We start from the raw sequence: 15,849 nt of genomic DNA on the forward strand, positions 1-15,849 counted from the left end.
CGCGCAAAACCGGGCACATGCCCGGCCTCCTGGCAGCAGTGCCGCGATCGCCCGCAACTGGCCGCGTCAGCGCAGCTGGCTGTCCTTGCTGCCGCGGCGGTTGTAGCCGCTTTCCGCGCGCTGCGACTTGTCCAGCGCCTCCTGGCAGGCCACGCACAGCCGAACGCCGGGCACGGCCTTGCGCCGCGCCTCGGGAATCGGCGCATCGCACTCCTCGCAGTGGCTCAGGCTCGGCCCCTGCGGAAGCTTGCTGCGCGCGCGCTTGATCGCGTCCTTCACGGTCGCGTCGATCTGATCCTGCACGGCGCCGTCGCCGGCCCAGCCGATCGCCATGGCGGTCCTCCGAAAGGTCTCGGTGTCCGGATGTTACCGTGCCCCGCGTGAACGCCGACGCGTCGCCCCCGAGCGGAGGACACATGCCCATCACCAGCGCCGGAATCCTGATGTACCGCCTGCACGACGGCACGCCGCAGGTCTTGCTCACCCACCCTGGCGGGCCGTTCTGGCGCCGTCGCGACGACGGCGCCTGGATGCTGCCCAAGGGCGAACTGCTGCCCGGCGAGGAAGCCGTAGCGGCCGCGCGCCGCGAGTTCCAGGAAGAGCTGGGGATGCCCGCGACCGGCTCGCTGCATCCGCTGGGACGGCTGCGCCAGCGCGGCGGCAAATGGGTCGAGGCCTTCGCACTGGAGGGCAACTTCGATCCGGCCGCGCTGCGCAGCAACCTGTTCGAGCTGGAGTGGCCGCCACGCAGCGGTCAGCTTGCGCGTTTTCCGGAAGTCGACCGGGTCGCCTGGTTCACGCTGGCGCAGGCGCGCACGAAGATCCTCCCCAGCCAGGAAGCATTGCTCGACTTACTGGAAGCGCACCTGGCGCGGAGTGGCTGACCGCGTTCGAGTCCAGCGCGCTCACGCGGTTTCGTCCCGTGCACGGCTTGAATGGGCCCATGGGCACCCACGCAGAATCCGTCAGCCTGTTCTGCGACGCCATGCTCGCCAGCCTCGCCCGTTGGCTGCGCGCGGCCGGCTACGACACGGGTCTGGCGTCCGTCAGCGCGAGGGATCGGGCGGTGCTGGATGCCTGTCTGGCACAGTCGCGCATCCTCGTCACCCGCGACCGGCACCTGGCCGCACATGCCCCGGACGGCATCCGTGTCGTGCTGCTCGCAGTCGACGGACTGGATGCCCAGGCCGCGGAGCTGACGGTGGCGCTCGGCATCGACTGGACGTGTGCACCCTTCACCCGCTGCCTGCTCGACAACACGTCGCTGCACGACGCTACCCCGGGCGAACGCACGCGCGTGGCACCACGGGCACGCAACCTGCCCGGTCCATTCCGCGCCTGCCCGGCGTGCGGCCGGGTCTACTGGCCCGGCAGCCACGTGCGGCGCATGCAGGCGCGGCTCGAGCACTGGAACGCGCGTGGCGGAAACGGGGCCGGTGGCTGACGCCGGCCGCGCTCAGGCGATCACGATTCCTTCGCCCTGCTTGCCCGCCACCACGCAGTTGCGCCCGGCCCGCTTGGCGCGGTAGAGCGCCTGATCGGCGTCGATGAGGAGCTGGCGCAGGTCGTGGCCCGTTTCGCGGGTGCAGGCAACGCCGAAACTCGCCGAGATGCGGATGCCAGGCTCGGCCGCCGAACTCAGCTGGGCCACGCTGTGGCGGATTGCCTCCGCGCGCTCGATGGCGCTGTCCATCGAGCACTCGGGCAACAGGATGCCGAACTCCTCGCCACCGAGGCGGCCGAACACGTCGGTCGAACGCATGTGGGCCTGGCAGGCGGTCACCGCCTGCCGCAGCACCAGATCGCCCATCGCGTGGCCGTGGGTGTCGTTCACCAGCTTGAAGTGGTCCAGGTCGATCAGCACCAGGCAGGCGCCCCGTGCCGAGCGCTGCACGTAGCGCAGCACCTGTTCGGCTTCGCTCATGAAATGCTTGCGGTTGAAGATGCCGGTGAGGCTGTCGCACTGGGCCAAGCGCATGAACGCGAGCTGCGAACGCTTCAGGCGCAGCAGCCACAGGCCGATCGCCAGCAGCCCCAGTGCCAGCATGGCGATGTACAGCCGGCTGGCCTCCACCGCCTTGCGGTCAAGCGCCTGCCTCAGCTGCAGGATCTTGTTCTGCTTGTCCAACGCGTCGACCTGCACCTTCTTCGCCTGCACTTGCTGCTTGACGATCTGAAAGGCCAGCGCCTTGGCGCTGACGTCGTCGAGGTACCCCTTGTCGGCCTCCATGTAGCGCCTGTGCCAGTCCAGCGCGGACTTGAAGTCGCCGCGTTGCTGGTCGATCTGGTAGAGGGTCCTGCAGGCCATGCGCAGGGGATCGGTGAACTCTCCGGGCGCACTCGCCTTTACGGCCGCAAGGGCGTAGGTTCGCGCCTTGCCCGACTGTCCCTGGGCCAGGTACGCCTGCGCGAGCAGTGCGTCAAAGCGCAGGGTGGTGATCAGGTACCGGTCATGGCGCACGCTCGCATAGTGCTTCTCGAGCATGGCTGCAGCCTCGGCCGGATACCCGGCCTTGATCTGCACACTGGCCATATCGGCGCGCAGCGCATTGGCGAACACCGACTCGCCAGCCCGGGCACACTCGTCGATGGCTTCTTCTGCCTGCGGGTCGTGCTTGCCCAGTTGACCGCCGCTGTAGCGCGCGTGCTCGATGAAATACGAGGCCTTGCACGCGGTCTCCCCCGCCGGGATGACGTCCAGCATCTGCCTGGCGTAACTCGCACCGAGATCGTACTGGCCCGCCGCGGTCAGCAGCTGGGCAATTTCGCCCAGACCCTGCCACCGCAGTTCACGGCCGCTGATCCGGGGCAGTTGTTCGATCAATTGGTTCAGCTGGACGAACGCATCCTCGTAGCGGTGCACCGCTCCGAGAACGTTGACCAGCGTTGCCGTGGCGCGGAACCGGAGCGCCGGGTCCGGCGCCTCGCGGATGATGGCCGTCAGCGAGGCCCGCGCGGCACGGTAGTCTCCCAGGTAATCGAGCTGCCATGCATCCAGGTACCTCAGAAGGAGGCGCTGCTGGTCGCTGAGCCGGGCTTCGCGAAGGTGCAACTGGTCGAGAAGGGAAACGAAGGTCGGGTTGTCCGACGCTTTCAGGTGGTCCGCCCGCACCAGCATCCGGTTGGTTTCAGCGGACTCCGGCACGGCGGACGCGATGACCGGAGCAAGGAAAAGAGCCAGGCAACACGCGCTGCCCGGCAACCAGAGCCGGCTCCGACGAGGTCCAGACAGGATTCGCGCCACAACGGGAAGTCGCAATCGATACCGGTCAGACGGCGCTATCACCGCCAGGGGGCAATTCCTCGCCTTCCTCCCCGTCCGCCGGCGCCTCTTCCTCTTCGCTCGGCATGATCACGCTGAACTGGGCCCCCGCCCCCATCAACGACTGGAGCTCGACGCTATCGCCCGACAGCATCGCCGCGCGCACGGTTTCGTCGATCCGTTCCGCCGCCAGCACCCGCGCCAGTGCCTCCCGAGGCGCATCGCGCAAGGCGGCGTCGCTCCCGATCCTTTCGAGGATATCGATCACATCCGTCATCAGTGTCCCCTCCTTCGATGGCCGGTGTCCGGTACCGCCCCCGCGGCAACCGTACGCACTAGCCGATCATAGCCTGCTTCGCTGCCGTTGAGCGGCCGCAGGCAAAAAGTCCTGTTGCCGGGTCGGATCCCGCTCCGAAGCGGCATCCAGTGCCGCCAGCCGCGTCCGGATTTCCTCGTCTGGCTCCATAGCCTGCGCCGGCCGGATAGCCAGGGTGTCGGCCATGTCCAGTTCCGCCCAGGGCAGCGCGCGCAGCGTCGTGCGCTCGATCCGCGGCTGGCCAATCGGCAATGTCGCGGCCTGGTAGATGATCACCTCGTGCTCCAGCGGATAGTCGCGCGCCAGCACGTCGACCAGCACCTGGCGGTACGCCGCGCCGGTGGAAAAGCGCTTCAGCGATCGGTCGCCCGCCAGGCCGGCCTGCCACAGGATCAGCCACGCGCTCGGATCGATGCGGCGACGGTAGATGAGCAACTGGCTCGCCTCGAAGTGCTGGCAACCGCAGGTTCCCGGGTCGATGCCAAGGTCGGCGTAAAGGCAGTCCTCGGCCGAGATGCCCGGCTCCATGCGCGCGTGGTAGCCCTCGCTGCGGGCCAGTTCGATGGCCTTGTGCGGCACCCATGCGAACACCCCGGGGTGGCCGTAGAACACGCCGCAGACACGCCTGCCCGTGCGCACCTGGACGAGCATCGCCTCCACCATTTGCCGATATGTGCGCATGCGCGATTTGCCATGCGCGTAGTACGGCTGCAGGCTGCGCACGTCCGCGTGCATGCGCTGCAACCAGCGCTCGACCAGGCCGTCCGACACGCCGGCGAAGACCACGTCCGCCTGTTCGATGTAGCTGCGCGCCAGCGGGCTGATGTGCGAGCCCAGAGTCATGCCGATGCCGACGCAGGCCAGGCGGCCGGCGGGTTGGTGTGTACTCATGCCCGGCTCCCCCGTCCGGACGGCGCAACGGCCGATAGGGTCGAGTGTGCCAAAACGCAGTGCGCGCCGGCAGCGCACGCACCAGATCCGGGCTCCTAAGGGGGCGCTTCTTCTTCCCGGGACAGCTCGCCGAGGGAGGCGACGGATGCGCTCGTTGCGCGCAGGCGCGACCGCATCGTTTCCAACTCAGGTGTGCCCTCGGGCCCCGGCCGCATCCGCGGTGGCGGTCCGCCATAGGTCATCCAGCGCCACAGCCACTCCACCGGACCGTAGCGGAAGCGCGCAAGCCACAGATGGCTCAGCAGCACCTGCGTACCGAAGATCAGGACCCAGGCGCCCAGCACGCCGGCCATGCCCCAGCGCGGGCCCAGGCCCAGCCCGATGCCGTAGAACAGCACCACGCCGAGCACGCTCTGCGACAGGTAGTGCGTCAGGGTCATGCGGCCCACCGGCGCCAGCACACCCAGCCGGCGCTGCCAGCCCGGGCGCTGGTACAGGAGCACAAAGCCAGCCGCATAGCCGATGGCCAGGGCCAGTGGAGCCACGCCGTCGAGCAGGCGGAGTACCAGTACCCGCGCACCGCCGTGGAGTCGGGGCAGCGCCGCGTGCGGCGCCATTCCCGCCCAGGAAAGCAGCCACGCCGTCACGCCGATCGAGAAGCCCCAGCTGCACAGGCGGCGCAGCAGCGGCAGGTGCTCGAGCGGCCGCTGCAGCAGGCCGCGCCGTCCTGCCCAGAGGCCGAGCAGGAAGCGACCTAGTACGAAGCTCACCAGCGCCAGGCTGGATACGCGTTCCCAGCCCGAGAACATCAGGTTGGCATGCAGCGTGCGCGACCACGAGGTCGACGTGAACGCCTGGACGCTGGCTGCGGACACCTCGGCCTGCCCCGGCATGGCCGACAGCAAGGGATGCATCCACGGCTTGAGCAGCGAGGGCAACGCCACGGCGGTCACGATGCCCAGTGCGACCAGGACGCGATCAGGCACCCGCACGAACGCCAGCATCAGCAGGCCCACCACCGCATAGGTCAGCAGGATGTCGCCCCACCAGACGAAGAAGCCGTGTACGGCGCCGATGAAGGCCAGCACCAGCAGCCGCCGGGCGTAGCGCGCGACGCCGCCCGCGCCCCGCGCCCGGGCACGCTCGAGCTGCAGCGCGAATCCGAAACCGAACAACAGGGAAAACAGGGTGATGAATTTGACGTTGACCAGCCACTCGGTCACCGCGACGGCCATCGCATCGAATGCAGCGGTAGGCAGCATCGTCTGCGACGAAGCCGGCAACAGGGCGTAGACGCTCAGGTATTGGAGATTGATGAGCAGCACGCCGGCCAGCGCGAATCCGCGCAAGGCGTCGATAAGGGCGTAGCGTTCCTCTGGCACGACGGGGCTGGCGAGAGATGCGCGCATGCGTGGGTCCTGGAGGTGCCGGCATGATTCTGCCACCTCAGGCTGCCGCTTTCCCGCCGCCGGGCCACTCTCCACACGTCTTCCGGCGTGCACCTGGCGGAACTGCACGCAGGCACGGTCGGCGCGGGTTTCTTGCGCATGCAGCCCAGGAGCCGCCATGCCTCTCGGAGGAAGTCAAACGCGGCGGTTGCGGGATGCGCATCGCGTGCGGCAGGTCCTGCACGGGCGGCTCCCCTGCCACGCCGTTTTCCCCTTTTCACTAACGGGGCCGCTGCCCTGCAAGGGCATGCCGTCGCGGCTCCTCGATGCGGGCCGGTGGCCGTCGACCCGGTGCAACGCCGGGGATGGCTGGCGCCTCCAGCGCATACCTCTGGTCCCGGGATGAATGGACGGCCGCACGAAATGCTTGCGCCAACCCGCTACCGGGCATCGGCCTGCCTGCGGTTCACGGCCGTGCCACACCGGAAGTCCTGCAATAGCCGGATTCCGACCAGGAGCCACCATGCCCGACATCCTCGACACCCTGAAGACCGAACACGACCGGCTGCGCGAGCTCTTTGCACAGATCAACAAGACCGCCGACTCGGAAGCGGACACCCGCCACGACCTGCTCAAGCGGATCGAGGCCCTGTTGATCCCCCATGCCAAGTGGGAAGAGACGGTGTTCTACCCCGCCTTCGAAGACCGTGCCAACCATGAGCAGAAGCTGATCTACGCCGAGGCGATCCAGGAGCATCGCGCGGTGGAACTCGCGGTGCTGCCCGACATCCATGCCGCGGACGTCGATTCACGGCAATTTGCCGGTTCCGTGCAGGTCTGCGGCGAACTGATCAAGCACCATGCGCACGAGGAAGAGACCAAGATGTTCGACGCGGTGCGCCAGCTGTTCAGCCCCGACGAACTGGCCGACTTCGACCGCAAGTACGCCGACTGGAAGAACTCCTCAGGTGCCGACGCCGTCACCAGCTACGCCAAGGTCAAGACTGCGGCGATGGCGTTCATGCGCAACCCGGATTCGCCGGCCTGAACACCCTCCCGCCCCTTATTACGATCGATGTACGGACCGATGCGTCCCTGCACCGTCGCTCGCAGGCCACCGACCGATGAGCGAGGGCTTCGACGCCACCGAGGCGTGGGTGATCCAGGCGGTGCAGTGGCTGAAGCTCCTGATCGAGACGGTGGGCGCGGCCACCGTGGGCATCGGCATGCTGCTGGCCGTGTGGCAATTCGCGCGCATGGTCGCCCTGCGCGAGGCGAACGACTACAACCGCATCCGCCTGACACTCTCGCGCTACCTGGCGCTCGCGCTGGAGTTCCAGCTCTGCGCGGACATCCTCTCCACGGCGATCGCGCCGAGCTGGCAGGAGATCGGCAAGCTGGGTGCCGTCGCGGTGATCCGCACGGGCCTCAACTGGTTCCTGTCGCGGGAGATGGTCGAGGAGCGCGAGGCCCAGGCCGCGGCGGCACGCGCCCGCCACGCCGGGCCGCCGCCATGACGGAGTGCCCGCCATGGGCGACCTGATCGACGCGCTGCAATGGCCGGCCATGGCGATCACCCTGGTGGCGGCCTGGCTGGTCGGCTCGCTGTCGCCGCGCAAGCGGACCTGGGGCTTCTGGTGCTTCGTGCTCAGCAACGTGCTGTGGGTCGCCTGGGGTTGGCACGACCACGCCTGGGCCCTGATCAGCCTGCAGATCGGGTTGTTCCTGTCCAACCTGCGCGGCGTGATGAAGAACGACGACGCGGCCGCGCAACCGGATTGACTCGGTTCCCCGGTACCGCCCGCTTGCGGGCGAGGCCCGGGGGCTGGAAGACATCCGCCTGCAAACGGGTGCCGCCTGCCGGGTCTGCGGCGGCAGTGCCTTGCGCGCGGATCGAGCGGGTCGTCACCGGCGCAGCATCCACGCAACCAGCGCCGCGCCACTCTCCGAAGGAGGCGGCGGGCACGGGAACCTCCTTGGACATGAACTCCGGAAAGGCCGCAGTCCAGCCGTGCGCATGCCAACGGGGCGGAGAAGCCCACATGATTTTCCTCGACGGAACAAGCGCCTGCGTGCCTGTTGAACAGACAGGCAACGGCTTCGAAATGCTTGCGTCACTGTCACCGGCGCTGAACAAGCGCTGCCCTATAACGAATCGGGTCTGCACCCCGCAGACGTGGAGGAGCCGCACATGAACGACAACCGCATCGAAGGCACCAAGCACGAGGTCAAGGGCGCCGTGAAGGAAGGCGTCGGCAAGCTGACCGGCAACACTTCGAAGGAAGTGGCCGGCAACCTCGAAAAGAACGCGGGCAAGGCACAGAAGAACGTTGGCGAGGCGCAGGACGAGATCGACGATCTGGACGACTGAAGTCCTCCCCGGGTTGCAATCGCGGCACGACTGCCGACAACGCAACCATCACCCCCACGCGCGAAACATACCGGCATGGCCACGGCCATGCCGGTCGGGGCCGCTATCCGGAGGCGCCCATGAAAACCCGCTGCGTGTTCAGCACCTCCGACCTCGACGCCGCGCGTGCCGCCATGGCGGCCGCCCGCCGGGCCGGCATTCCCGACAACGACATCTCGCTGATCGCCCGCGAAGACATCGAGTTGCAGCAGATTCCCGACCACCTGATGGTCGGCCGCACGGACTTCTATCCAGCCGCCGCCCGCGGGGCGGTCTGCGGCGGTGGCGCCGGCGTGCTGCTGGGGCTGATCGCCGTGGCAGTGCCGCCGCTGGGCGTGACGCTGGCCGGTGGCGCGGCCATTGCATTGGCGGGCGCGGCGGTCGGTTGCTGGACCGGCGCGCTGGTCGGCACCGACGTGCCGGACGTGGTGCACCGCAAGTTCAAGGACGAGATCCACGCCGGGCGCATCCTGGTGATCATCGACGCCACCCGTGACCAGCTGGCCGCTGCCTGTCCGGGCGTGCTCGCCACCGGGGCCAGACACCTGCCGCTGCACGCGCATCCGGAGGTCCCGCAGCTCGCGGCCTAGGCCCGATCGTCAGGCGCGGTGGTATGGGTGGCCGGCAAGCAGCGTACTGGCACGGTAGAGCTGCTCGGCCAACACCAGTCGAACCAGCATGTGCGGCAGCGTGAGCGGGCCGAGCGACCAGCGCTGATCGGCCCGCGCCAGCACCTCGGGCGCGTGGCCATCCGGGCCACCGATCAGGAAAGCCAGGTCGCGACCGGCCATGCGCCAGTTCGCCAGCTGGGCGGCCAGTTCTTCGCTCGACCAGGTCTTGCCGCGACCGTCCAGCGCGATCACGTGGATGTCCCGCGGGAGCGCGGCGAGGATCGCCTCGCCTTCGTCATGAATGGCACGGGCGTCGTCGCGGCCCTTGCCGCGGGCGCCGGGCTTGAGCTCGACCAGTTCGAGCGGAAGTTCGCGCGAGAGGCGTTTGCGGTATTCGGCAAAGCCCTCGGCTACCCAGCCAGGCATGCGTTCGCCGATGGCAAGCAGGCGGGCTCGCATGCCAGCTTCAATCTGATGAAGCGGCGCGCAGCGCCACCTTTGCCTCCTCTCCCCTCCGGGGAGAGGATTGAGGTGAGGGGCCGGAGCTGGCGGGGATGTTCATTGGAAAGCCCTCCAGAGCAGCACGCGCTTCGAGCAAGTAAATCGCAAGTGCTGCCCCTCACCCCAGCCCTCTCCCCGGAGGGAGAGGGCGCAAAGGCTTGCGCTTTCGTGGGTAGTGACTCGCACCAGTAGCACCTCGTCCCCAGCCTCTCCCCGCAGGGGAGAAGGCGCAAAAGCGCGCGCCTGGCAGTGGATCGCAACAGCGGCCCTCCCCGGAGGGAGAGGGCAAATACGTCAGCCGGCGCTCGCCGCATCCATCCCCTGCTCGCGGTCACCCACCGTCCACAGCCGCTCCAGGCCATAGAACTCGCGGATGCGCGGAAGCATGACGTGGACGATGACGTCGCCGAGGTCGACCAGCACCCATTCGGCCTCCTGTTCGCCCTCGACGCCCAAGGGCATCACGCCCGCCTTCTTGGCGAACTTCACCACTTCGTCGGCGATGGACTTGACGTGGCGGGCGGAGGTGCCTGATGCGATCACCAGCAGGTCGGCGATCGAGGTTTTGCCGCGGACGTCGATCTCGCGGATGTCCTTGGCCTTGAGCTCTTCCAGCGCGTCGATCACGTGCTTGCGCAGGTGGCTGGAATCGACCGCTTTTCTGGCGGCGACGGGAGACTGGCTACGGGAAGACGTACTCAAGCGGGGGTGCCTCGGGGCGTACTCAGGGCGCGGAATGGCGCCAGAGCAGTATAACCGGGGCGACTCTAGGTCACGTCAAGCGGGCGTGCAGCGCACTGCGGCGTACTCGTCCATCAGCACGCGGACCAGCTCGGCGGCCGGCATCGGACGCACCAGCGCGGCGGCCTGGCCGCACCATTCGGACAGCAGATCGCCCCTCCCGGCGGCCGCGGCCGCGCGGCGCAACGGAGCGGTCAGCGCGTTGAGGATCGGATACGGAGGCAGTTCGCCCGCAAACGGCTGCATGGCCTCGACGAAGCGGTTGCACAGTCCCCGCGCGGCACGGCCGGAGAAGCTGCAGATGGTGCCGATACGGTGGTCCTGCGCCTGTGGCAGGTCGCGCTTCCAGGCCTCCGCCGCGGCCGATTCCGGACAGGCCAGGAACGCGGTGCCGAGCTGGCTGGCATCGGCGCCGAGCAGTTCGGCCGCGCGCATCCCGCGCCCGTCCATGATGCCGCCGGCGGCGATCACGGGAATGTCTACCGCCGCCACCGTGAGCGGAACCAGGGCGAACAATCCGACCATCGCCTCCTCGGCCGGATGCAGGAACGTGCCGCGATGGCCACCGGCCTCGGCGCCCTGCACGCACACCGCATCGGCGCCACGATCGGCCCACGCGCGCGCTTCAGCCACGCTGGTGGCGGTACCAGCCACGCGGATGCCGGATGCCTGCAGCTCGCGCACCTGCACCCGGTCGAGCACGTCGAACGCGAAGCTCGCCACCGCCGGGCGCGCCTCGCGCAGCGCGGCAAGCTGGTCGGAGAAGCGCGGCGCCCATTGCGCGGGGAGCTCGGTGCGCACGTCCAGTCCTTCGCAGGCCATCAGCGCATCGAGCCGCCGGCGGGTCACCGCCACCTGCGCCTTGTCCGCGTCGAAGTCGTCGGGCAGCACGAACAGGTTGACGGCGAAGGGGCGGTCGGTGGCCGCGCGGACCTGCGCGACCTGGTCGAGCAACGCCTGCGGCTCCAGATAACCGGCCCCCAGCGAACCCAGGGCGCCGGCGCCGCTGACCGCGGCCACCAGCGCGGGGGTGCTGGATCCGGACATCGGCGCCTGGATCAGCGGATGTGCGACGCCCAGCGAACGAAGGAAGACGGACATGGCGGGCTCCTCGAGGGCCAAGGCGCCATTGTCGCGCCGGATCAGGCGGCGCGGTGCCGCTCCCCCGCCAGCGCGTACATGTGCTCGATCTCCCGCTCCAGCGCATCGGCCATCGCCGCCCCGCGCTGGGTGAACAGGTCCGCAAGCAACCGGTAGTACGTCAGCGTGCCGTCGCGGCCGCCGGTGAAGCGGTCGAACACGCCCCGGCCGACTTCCGGCCGCTCCAGCTCGCCGACGATCGCGCGGGCGTTGTGCAGCTTGTCGCAGCCGGACACGAGCAGCGTGTCGTCGGAGGCGTGCGCCAGGTGGTTGAGGTAGGCCTGCTTGCGCCGCAGCCAGTCGCGGCGACGGGCGCCGCCATCGTCCAGGCCTGCCTTGCCCTCCGCGGTGCCGTCGGTGCAGCCGAGCACCATGCCCAGCACACGTGCGCCGAAGCGCTCGCCGATGGCCCCGGCATGCGCCTCGCCGCAGTCCTCCACCACGTCATGCAGCAGGCCGGCGATCGCCTGGTCCTCGTCGCCGCCGTACTCGATCACCAGGCTGGCCACGCCCAGTAGATGCTGGAGGTACGGGATGGCCGTGCCCTTGCGGGTCTGGCCCGCATGGGCGACGCGCGCGTAGTCGATGGCGGCGGTGAAGCGTTCGCTGAGCATGGCTGTCCTCCCTGTAAAGGCGACAGGCTGCCGCAGGTGCATCTCAGGAAGCGCGACGGGCCTCGGGTGCGAGCAGGCGCCCGCCCAGCGCGGCATTGGCCCCGATCACCACGGCGACCGCGAGCGCGTGCATCGCCAGGTCGGTCGCGGCCGCGTCGAACGCGTGGAAGATCTCCAGCAGGCTGGCCGAAGCGGCGGCACTGGCCAGGCCGACCATCACCGCCGTCAGCACCGGCCGCAGCGGGCAGGCGCGGCGCAGCAGCACGAGCAGCAACGCAGAGAGCGGCACCGAGAAGCCGATGATGAAAAACAGGCAGCCGCCCGCCTCGGGAGCGCTGGCAACGTTCGTGGCCGGCGCGATCCAGTCGCGCAGGCAGCCCAGCCCGCTGGCGCCGATCCACAGCAGCGCGGGCGGCAGTGGCAGCCAGGCCCATGCGGCGCGGCGCCCGGGCACGCCCAGCGCGAAGGCGGCCCACGCCGCGGCGACGGTGGTGAGTGCCGCGCCAATGCCGGCCCAGCCCAGCTCCGGCGCACCGGCCCAGCGCGCCAGCATCGGCGCGGTGCCGTAGTGGGCGAACAGGGCGAGCGCGATGGCCGCGACCACCGCCAGCCAACCCAGCGTGCGCAGCCACGGCGGGCGCAGCCGGCGCACCGGCGCCAGCTCGGCGCCGAGCGAGGCGATCAGGCGGTCGTGGGCGTGCGGATCGGCCATCGCGTCAGTCGTCTCCGTGGATGCGGCCGCGCAGGGCCTTCAGTGCGCGGTGCAGGTTGACCTTGAGCGCGCCCGTGCTGCGTCCGGTATGCGCCGACGCCTCTTCCAGCGAGCGCTCCTTCAGGCCCAGCTGTTCGACCGCCTCGCGCTGGCCCGGCGGCAGGTCGGCGATCGCCGCGCGCAGACGGCGTACCTGCCGGTCGCGGTCGACCTCGTTGCCGGCGTCTCTTTCGTCGGGATGCATGGCGACGGCGAGCGCGTCACCGACCTCGCGGTGCGCCTGCCGGCCGCTGCGGCGCAGGCCGTCGATCGCGCGGCGGGCGGCCAGCGCGGACAGCCAGGCGTCGTAGGAACGGGACGGATCGTAGGTATGACGCACACGGTGGATGGTCAGCAGGGTCTCCTGCACGACGTCGTCGAGGTGATCGTGGGTCACGCCCTGGCGGCGCGCGACCGCGCGGATCAGCGCCACCGAATCGGCCAGTACGCGCTCGTAGGCGCGCCGGTCGCCCGCCTGCGCGGCGGACATCCACGCGGCGCGGCGGCGTTCGGGGCTGTCGCTGGCAGGATCGGCTGGCATGGCCGGATGGACGCTGGCCCGGGGGGAGGAGCGTTCATCTAGGACCAGGGTGCCGGTGGCGGTCAAGCCCGGCATGGCGGAAACCTTCGGCGCATGTCCGACATTCGCTGCATCCGTGCGCGCGGTTACCTCGTAGAAGACCATGCCGGGCGCGCGGAGCCCGCCGCTCCTCCACGGCAGGTGCGAGGCCCCGCGTAACCGGCGGGACGTCGCCGTCGAATACCCAGCCACACTCCAGCGGAAAGCCAACCCATGCTGTTGCTCATCCTCGCCTACCTGGGCGGCGTGCTGACCATACTGAGTCCCTGCATCCTGCCGGTGCTGCCGTTCGTGTTCGCGCGCGCCGACCGGCCGTTCGCGCGCAACGGCCTGCCGATGCTGCTGGGCATGGCGCTCACCTTCGCGCTGGTCGCCACATTGGCGGCGGTCGGCGGCGGCTGGGCGGTGCGCGCCAACCAGTACGGCCGCATCGTGGCGCTGGTGGTGCTGGCGCTGCTGGGGCTCACCCTGCTCTCCACGCGCCTGGCGGAGTGGCTGACGCGTCCGTTCGTGGCGCTGGGCAACCGGCTGTCGCAGCGCGCGGAGGGCGAGGGTTCGGTATGGTCCGCCGCGGGCCTTGGCATCGCCACCGGCCTGCTGTGGGCGCCCTGCGCAGGTCCGATCCTGGGGCTGCTGCTGACCGGCGCGGCGCTCAACGGCGCCAGCGTCCAGACCACGTTGCTGCTGCTCACCTACGCCGCCGGCGCAGCCACTTCACTCGCGCTGGCGCTGCTGATCGGCGGCCAGGTGTTCGGCCTGATGAAGCGCTCGCTCGGCGCCGGGGAATGGGTGCGTCGCGCACTCGGCGTGCTGGTGCTGGCCGGCGTGGCGGCGATCGCACTGGGGCTGGACACCGGGTTGCTCACCCGGGTCGCACTCGCCAACACCGGTGGCCTGGAGCAGAAGCTGCTGGACGCCACGCGTCCGCCGCCCGCGCCGGAGCCCGTGCGCGAAGCCGGCGCGCCGTTGCCGGTGGAGGGCGAGCTGCCCTCGCTGGCCGGCGCCACCGGTTGGCTCAACTCGCCGCCGCTGACCCGCGAGGCGTTGCGCGGCAAGGTGGTGCTGGTCGATTTCTGGACCTACTCCTGCATCAACTGCCTGCGCGCGCTGCCCTACGTGCGCGGCTGGTCGGACAAGTACCGTGACCACGGCCTGGTCGTGATCGGCGTGCACGCGCCCGAATTCGCCTTCGAGAAGGAGCCGGCCAACGTGGCGCGCGCGGTGAAGGAGCTGGGCGTCGATTACCCCGTCGCGCTCGACAACGACTACGCCATCTGGCAAGGCTTCGACAACCAGTACTGGCCGGCGCATTACTTCATCGACGCAACGGGCCGGATCCGTGCGCACCATTTCGGTGAAGGAAACTACCGGGAGAGCGAGGACATTATCCGCCAGCTCCTCGCCGCGGCCGGCTACCGCGACCTTCCCGCCGGCTACGTGCAGCCCGGCGCCAGGGGCGCGCAGGCGGCCGGCTCGGGCGATCCGATGCGTTCGCCCGAAACCTACGTGGGCTACGCCCGCGCCGCGCACTTCGCCGGCGGCCAGGTCGCCCATGACGACGCCTGGGACTACCACGCACCGGCCACGCTGCTGCCCGGACAGTGGTCGCTGGACGGGCGCTGGACCGTGCACGCCGAGAACGCGCAACTGGAGCGCGCCGGCGGGCGTATCGTCTACCGCTTCCGCGGCCGCGACCTGCACCTGGTGCTCGGCCCGGGCGCGGACAACAGGCCTGTGCGCTTCCGCGTCACCCTCGACGGCAAGCCGCCGGGCGACGACCACGGCATGGACGTGGACGTCGACGGCTACGGCACGGTCACCGGCCAGCGCCTGTACCAGCTCGTGCGCCAGAAGCACGGCAGCGGCGAGCGGCTGTTCGAAATCACCTTCCTCGACCCGGGCGTGCGCGCGTACGCCTTCACCTTCGGCTGATCCTTTCGGAGGTCGCCATGTCCCGCACCAACGACATCGTCGCGATGGAACGGCGCCGCTTCCTGGGCGCCGTGCTGACCGGCGGCGCGCTCGCCGCGGCCGGTGGCGGCGTGCTGGTGCCGCGTCTGGCCGCGCGCCCCGCATCGGCGTCCCCGGCCGCCGCCGATGGCCAGGACCTGCTGCTCGAATGCTTCGCCGACGACGGCCATCGCCTCGGCCCCTGCCACGTGCGCAAGCTCGTGCTCACCGACGCGCAGTGGCGCGAGCGCCTGCCCGAGGCCGCCTTCTACGTCATGCGCCGCAACGGCACCGAACGCGCCTTCAGCGGACCGCACGAGCGACCGCCGGTGCCCGGGCTGTTCCGGTGTCTGGCCTGCGACACGGCGCTCTATGACGCCGCCACCGAGTTCGACTCCGGCACCGGCTGGCCCAGCTTCTGGCAGCCGATCGCGAGGCAGAACATCGTCGAGAGCACCGACCGCATGTTCGGCTGGGTACGCACGGCGGTCAGTTGCGCCGGCTGCGACAGCCACCTGGGCCACGTTTTCACCGACGGTCCCGAGCCCACCGGGCTGCGCTACTGCATGAACTCGGTGGCGCTGCGCTTCGTGCCACGAGTCGGCTGAAGCCGCGCCGGGCTACCGGAGTAGCCCGCCAGCCGCCCTCGGGGAGGCCCCGGCGGAAACCTTCCGAGACGGAAAACAAAGGGGCG

At 69.8% G+C, this 15,849-nt stretch carries 20 protein-coding genes; 9 read left to right on the forward strand and 11 right to left on the reverse strand.

Going from position 1 to position 15,849, the window contains the following annotated elements:
• Positions 1-66: 66 nt before the first annotated feature.
• A complete protein-coding gene (locus LQ771_RS09055; RefSeq protein WP_231349079.1) occupies positions 67-333 on the reverse strand; it encodes a DksA/TraR family C4-type zinc finger protein in 267 nt (88 codons plus the stop codon).
• 83 nt (positions 334-416) lie between these two features.
• On the opposite strand from LQ771_RS09055, the gene LQ771_RS09060 reads away from it, so the two are divergent.
• Together LQ771_RS09060 and LQ771_RS09065 are read left to right on the forward strand one after the other, a co-directional pair.
• Positions 417-884: an NUDIX hydrolase gene (locus tag LQ771_RS09060; RefSeq protein WP_231349080.1), complete on the forward strand. Its 468-nt coding sequence runs from the start codon at positions 417-419 to the stop codon at positions 882-884.
• Positions 885-943: 59 nt separating this feature from the next.
• Positions 944-1,444, forward strand: coding sequence for a Mut7-C RNAse domain-containing protein (locus tag LQ771_RS09065; RefSeq protein WP_231349081.1), 501 nt, complete (start codon positions 944-946; stop codon positions 1,442-1,444).
• A gap of 12 nt (positions 1,445-1,456) precedes the next feature.
• Here LQ771_RS09065 and LQ771_RS09070 read toward each other — a convergent pair whose 3' ends face one another.
• The 4 genes from LQ771_RS09070 to LQ771_RS09085 form a co-directional block, all read right to left on the reverse strand.
• Positions 1,457-3,145: a GGDEF domain-containing protein gene (locus tag LQ771_RS09070; protein ID WP_231349082.1), complete on the reverse strand. Its 1,689-nt coding sequence runs from the start codon at positions 3,143-3,145 to the stop codon at positions 1,457-1,459.
• Positions 3,146-3,269: 124 nt separating this feature from the next.
• The gene (locus LQ771_RS09075) at positions 3,270-3,539 is read right to left on the reverse strand and encodes a cupredoxin domain-containing protein (protein ID WP_231349083.1); all 270 of its coding nucleotides are present in this window, start codon (positions 3,537-3,539) and stop codon (positions 3,270-3,272) included.
• Between the two features lie 66 nt (positions 3,540-3,605).
• Positions 3,606-4,469, reverse strand: coding sequence for an SAM-dependent methyltransferase (locus tag LQ771_RS09080; RefSeq protein WP_231349084.1), 864 nt, complete (start codon positions 4,467-4,469; stop codon positions 3,606-3,608).
• 95 nt (positions 4,470-4,564) lie between these two features.
• The gene (locus tag LQ771_RS09085; protein WP_231349085.1) at positions 4,565-5,878 is read right to left on the reverse strand and encodes a DUF418 domain-containing protein; all 1,314 of its coding nucleotides are present in this window, start codon (positions 5,876-5,878) and stop codon (positions 4,565-4,567) included.
• Between the two features lie 502 nt (positions 5,879-6,380).
• Between LQ771_RS09085 and LQ771_RS09090 the strand changes: the two genes are divergently transcribed.
• The 5 genes from LQ771_RS09090 (at position 6,381) to LQ771_RS09110 (ending at position 8,857) form a co-directional block, all read left to right on the forward strand.
• Positions 6,381-6,905 carry a hemerythrin domain-containing protein gene (locus LQ771_RS09090; protein WP_231349086.1) on the forward strand — a complete coding sequence of 175 codons (525 nt, stop codon included), beginning with the start codon at positions 6,381-6,383 and terminating at the stop codon, positions 6,903-6,905.
• A gap of 76 nt (positions 6,906-6,981) precedes the next feature.
• On the forward strand, positions 6,982-7,374 hold the full coding sequence (locus tag LQ771_RS09095; protein WP_231349087.1) for a DUF1622 domain-containing protein: 393 nt from the start codon (positions 6,982-6,984) through the stop codon (positions 7,372-7,374).
• Positions 7,375-7,387: 13 nt separating this feature from the next.
• Positions 7,388-7,639 carry a hypothetical protein gene (locus LQ771_RS09100; RefSeq protein ID WP_231349088.1) on the forward strand — a complete coding sequence of 84 codons (252 nt, stop codon included), beginning with the start codon at positions 7,388-7,390 and terminating at the stop codon, positions 7,637-7,639.
• 409 nt (positions 7,640-8,048) lie between these two features.
• Entirely contained in the window at positions 8,049-8,228 is a 180-nt protein-coding gene (locus LQ771_RS09105) for a CsbD family protein (protein WP_231349089.1), read from the forward strand.
• 119 nt (positions 8,229-8,347) lie between these two features.
• Complete coding sequence (locus LQ771_RS09110) at positions 8,348-8,857, forward strand: hypothetical protein (RefSeq protein ID WP_231349090.1); 510 nt, start codon at positions 8,348-8,350, stop codon at positions 8,855-8,857.
• Between the two features lie 9 nt (positions 8,858-8,866).
• Here the strand turns inward: LQ771_RS09110 and rlmH are convergent, their stop codons facing one another.
• From rlmH to LQ771_RS09140, 6 genes are all read right to left on the reverse strand, one after another.
• The gene (gene rlmH / locus LQ771_RS09115; RefSeq protein WP_231349091.1) at positions 8,867-9,337 is read right to left on the reverse strand and encodes a 23S rRNA (pseudouridine(1915)-N(3))-methyltransferase RlmH; all 471 of its coding nucleotides are present in this window, start codon (positions 9,335-9,337) and stop codon (positions 8,867-8,869) included.
• A gap of 336 nt (positions 9,338-9,673) precedes the next feature.
• The gene (rsfS, locus tag LQ771_RS09120; RefSeq protein WP_231351886.1) at positions 9,674-10,018 is read right to left on the reverse strand and encodes a ribosome silencing factor; all 345 of its coding nucleotides are present in this window, start codon (positions 10,016-10,018) and stop codon (positions 9,674-9,676) included.
• 138 nt (positions 10,019-10,156) lie between these two features.
• Complete coding sequence (locus LQ771_RS09125) at positions 10,157-11,221, reverse strand: NAD(P)H-dependent flavin oxidoreductase (protein WP_231349092.1); 1,065 nt, start codon at positions 11,219-11,221, stop codon at positions 10,157-10,159.
• A 41-nt stretch (positions 11,222-11,262) separates the two neighbouring features.
• Positions 11,263-11,874, reverse strand: a complete 612-nt coding sequence (locus LQ771_RS09130; RefSeq protein WP_231349093.1) for an HD domain-containing protein — start codon at positions 11,872-11,874, stop codon at positions 11,263-11,265.
• Positions 11,875-11,917: 43 nt separating this feature from the next.
• The gene (locus tag LQ771_RS09135) at positions 11,918-12,586 is read right to left on the reverse strand and encodes an NrsF family protein (protein ID WP_231349094.1); all 669 of its coding nucleotides are present in this window, start codon (positions 12,584-12,586) and stop codon (positions 11,918-11,920) included.
• A gap of 4 nt (positions 12,587-12,590) precedes the next feature.
• The gene (locus LQ771_RS09140) at positions 12,591-13,166 is read right to left on the reverse strand and encodes an RNA polymerase sigma factor (RefSeq protein ID WP_231349095.1); all 576 of its coding nucleotides are present in this window, start codon (positions 13,164-13,166) and stop codon (positions 12,591-12,593) included.
• A 252-nt stretch (positions 13,167-13,418) separates the two neighbouring features.
• Between LQ771_RS09140 and LQ771_RS09145 the strand changes: the two genes are divergently transcribed.
• Positions 13,419-15,137, forward strand: coding sequence for a cytochrome c biogenesis protein DipZ (locus LQ771_RS09145; protein ID WP_231349096.1), 1,719 nt, complete (start codon positions 13,419-13,421; stop codon positions 15,135-15,137).
• 17 nt (positions 15,138-15,154) lie between these two features.
• The gene (gene msrB, locus LQ771_RS09150) at positions 15,155-15,763 is read left to right on the forward strand and encodes a peptide-methionine (R)-S-oxide reductase MsrB (RefSeq protein ID WP_231349097.1); all 609 of its coding nucleotides are present in this window, start codon (positions 15,155-15,157) and stop codon (positions 15,761-15,763) included.
• Positions 15,764-15,849: the final 86 nt, after the last annotated feature.

It is taken from the genome of Frateuria soli (genome assembly GCF_021117385.1).
Taxonomy (GTDB): domain Bacteria; phylum Pseudomonadota; class Gammaproteobacteria; order Xanthomonadales; family Rhodanobacteraceae; genus Frateuria_A; species Frateuria_A soli.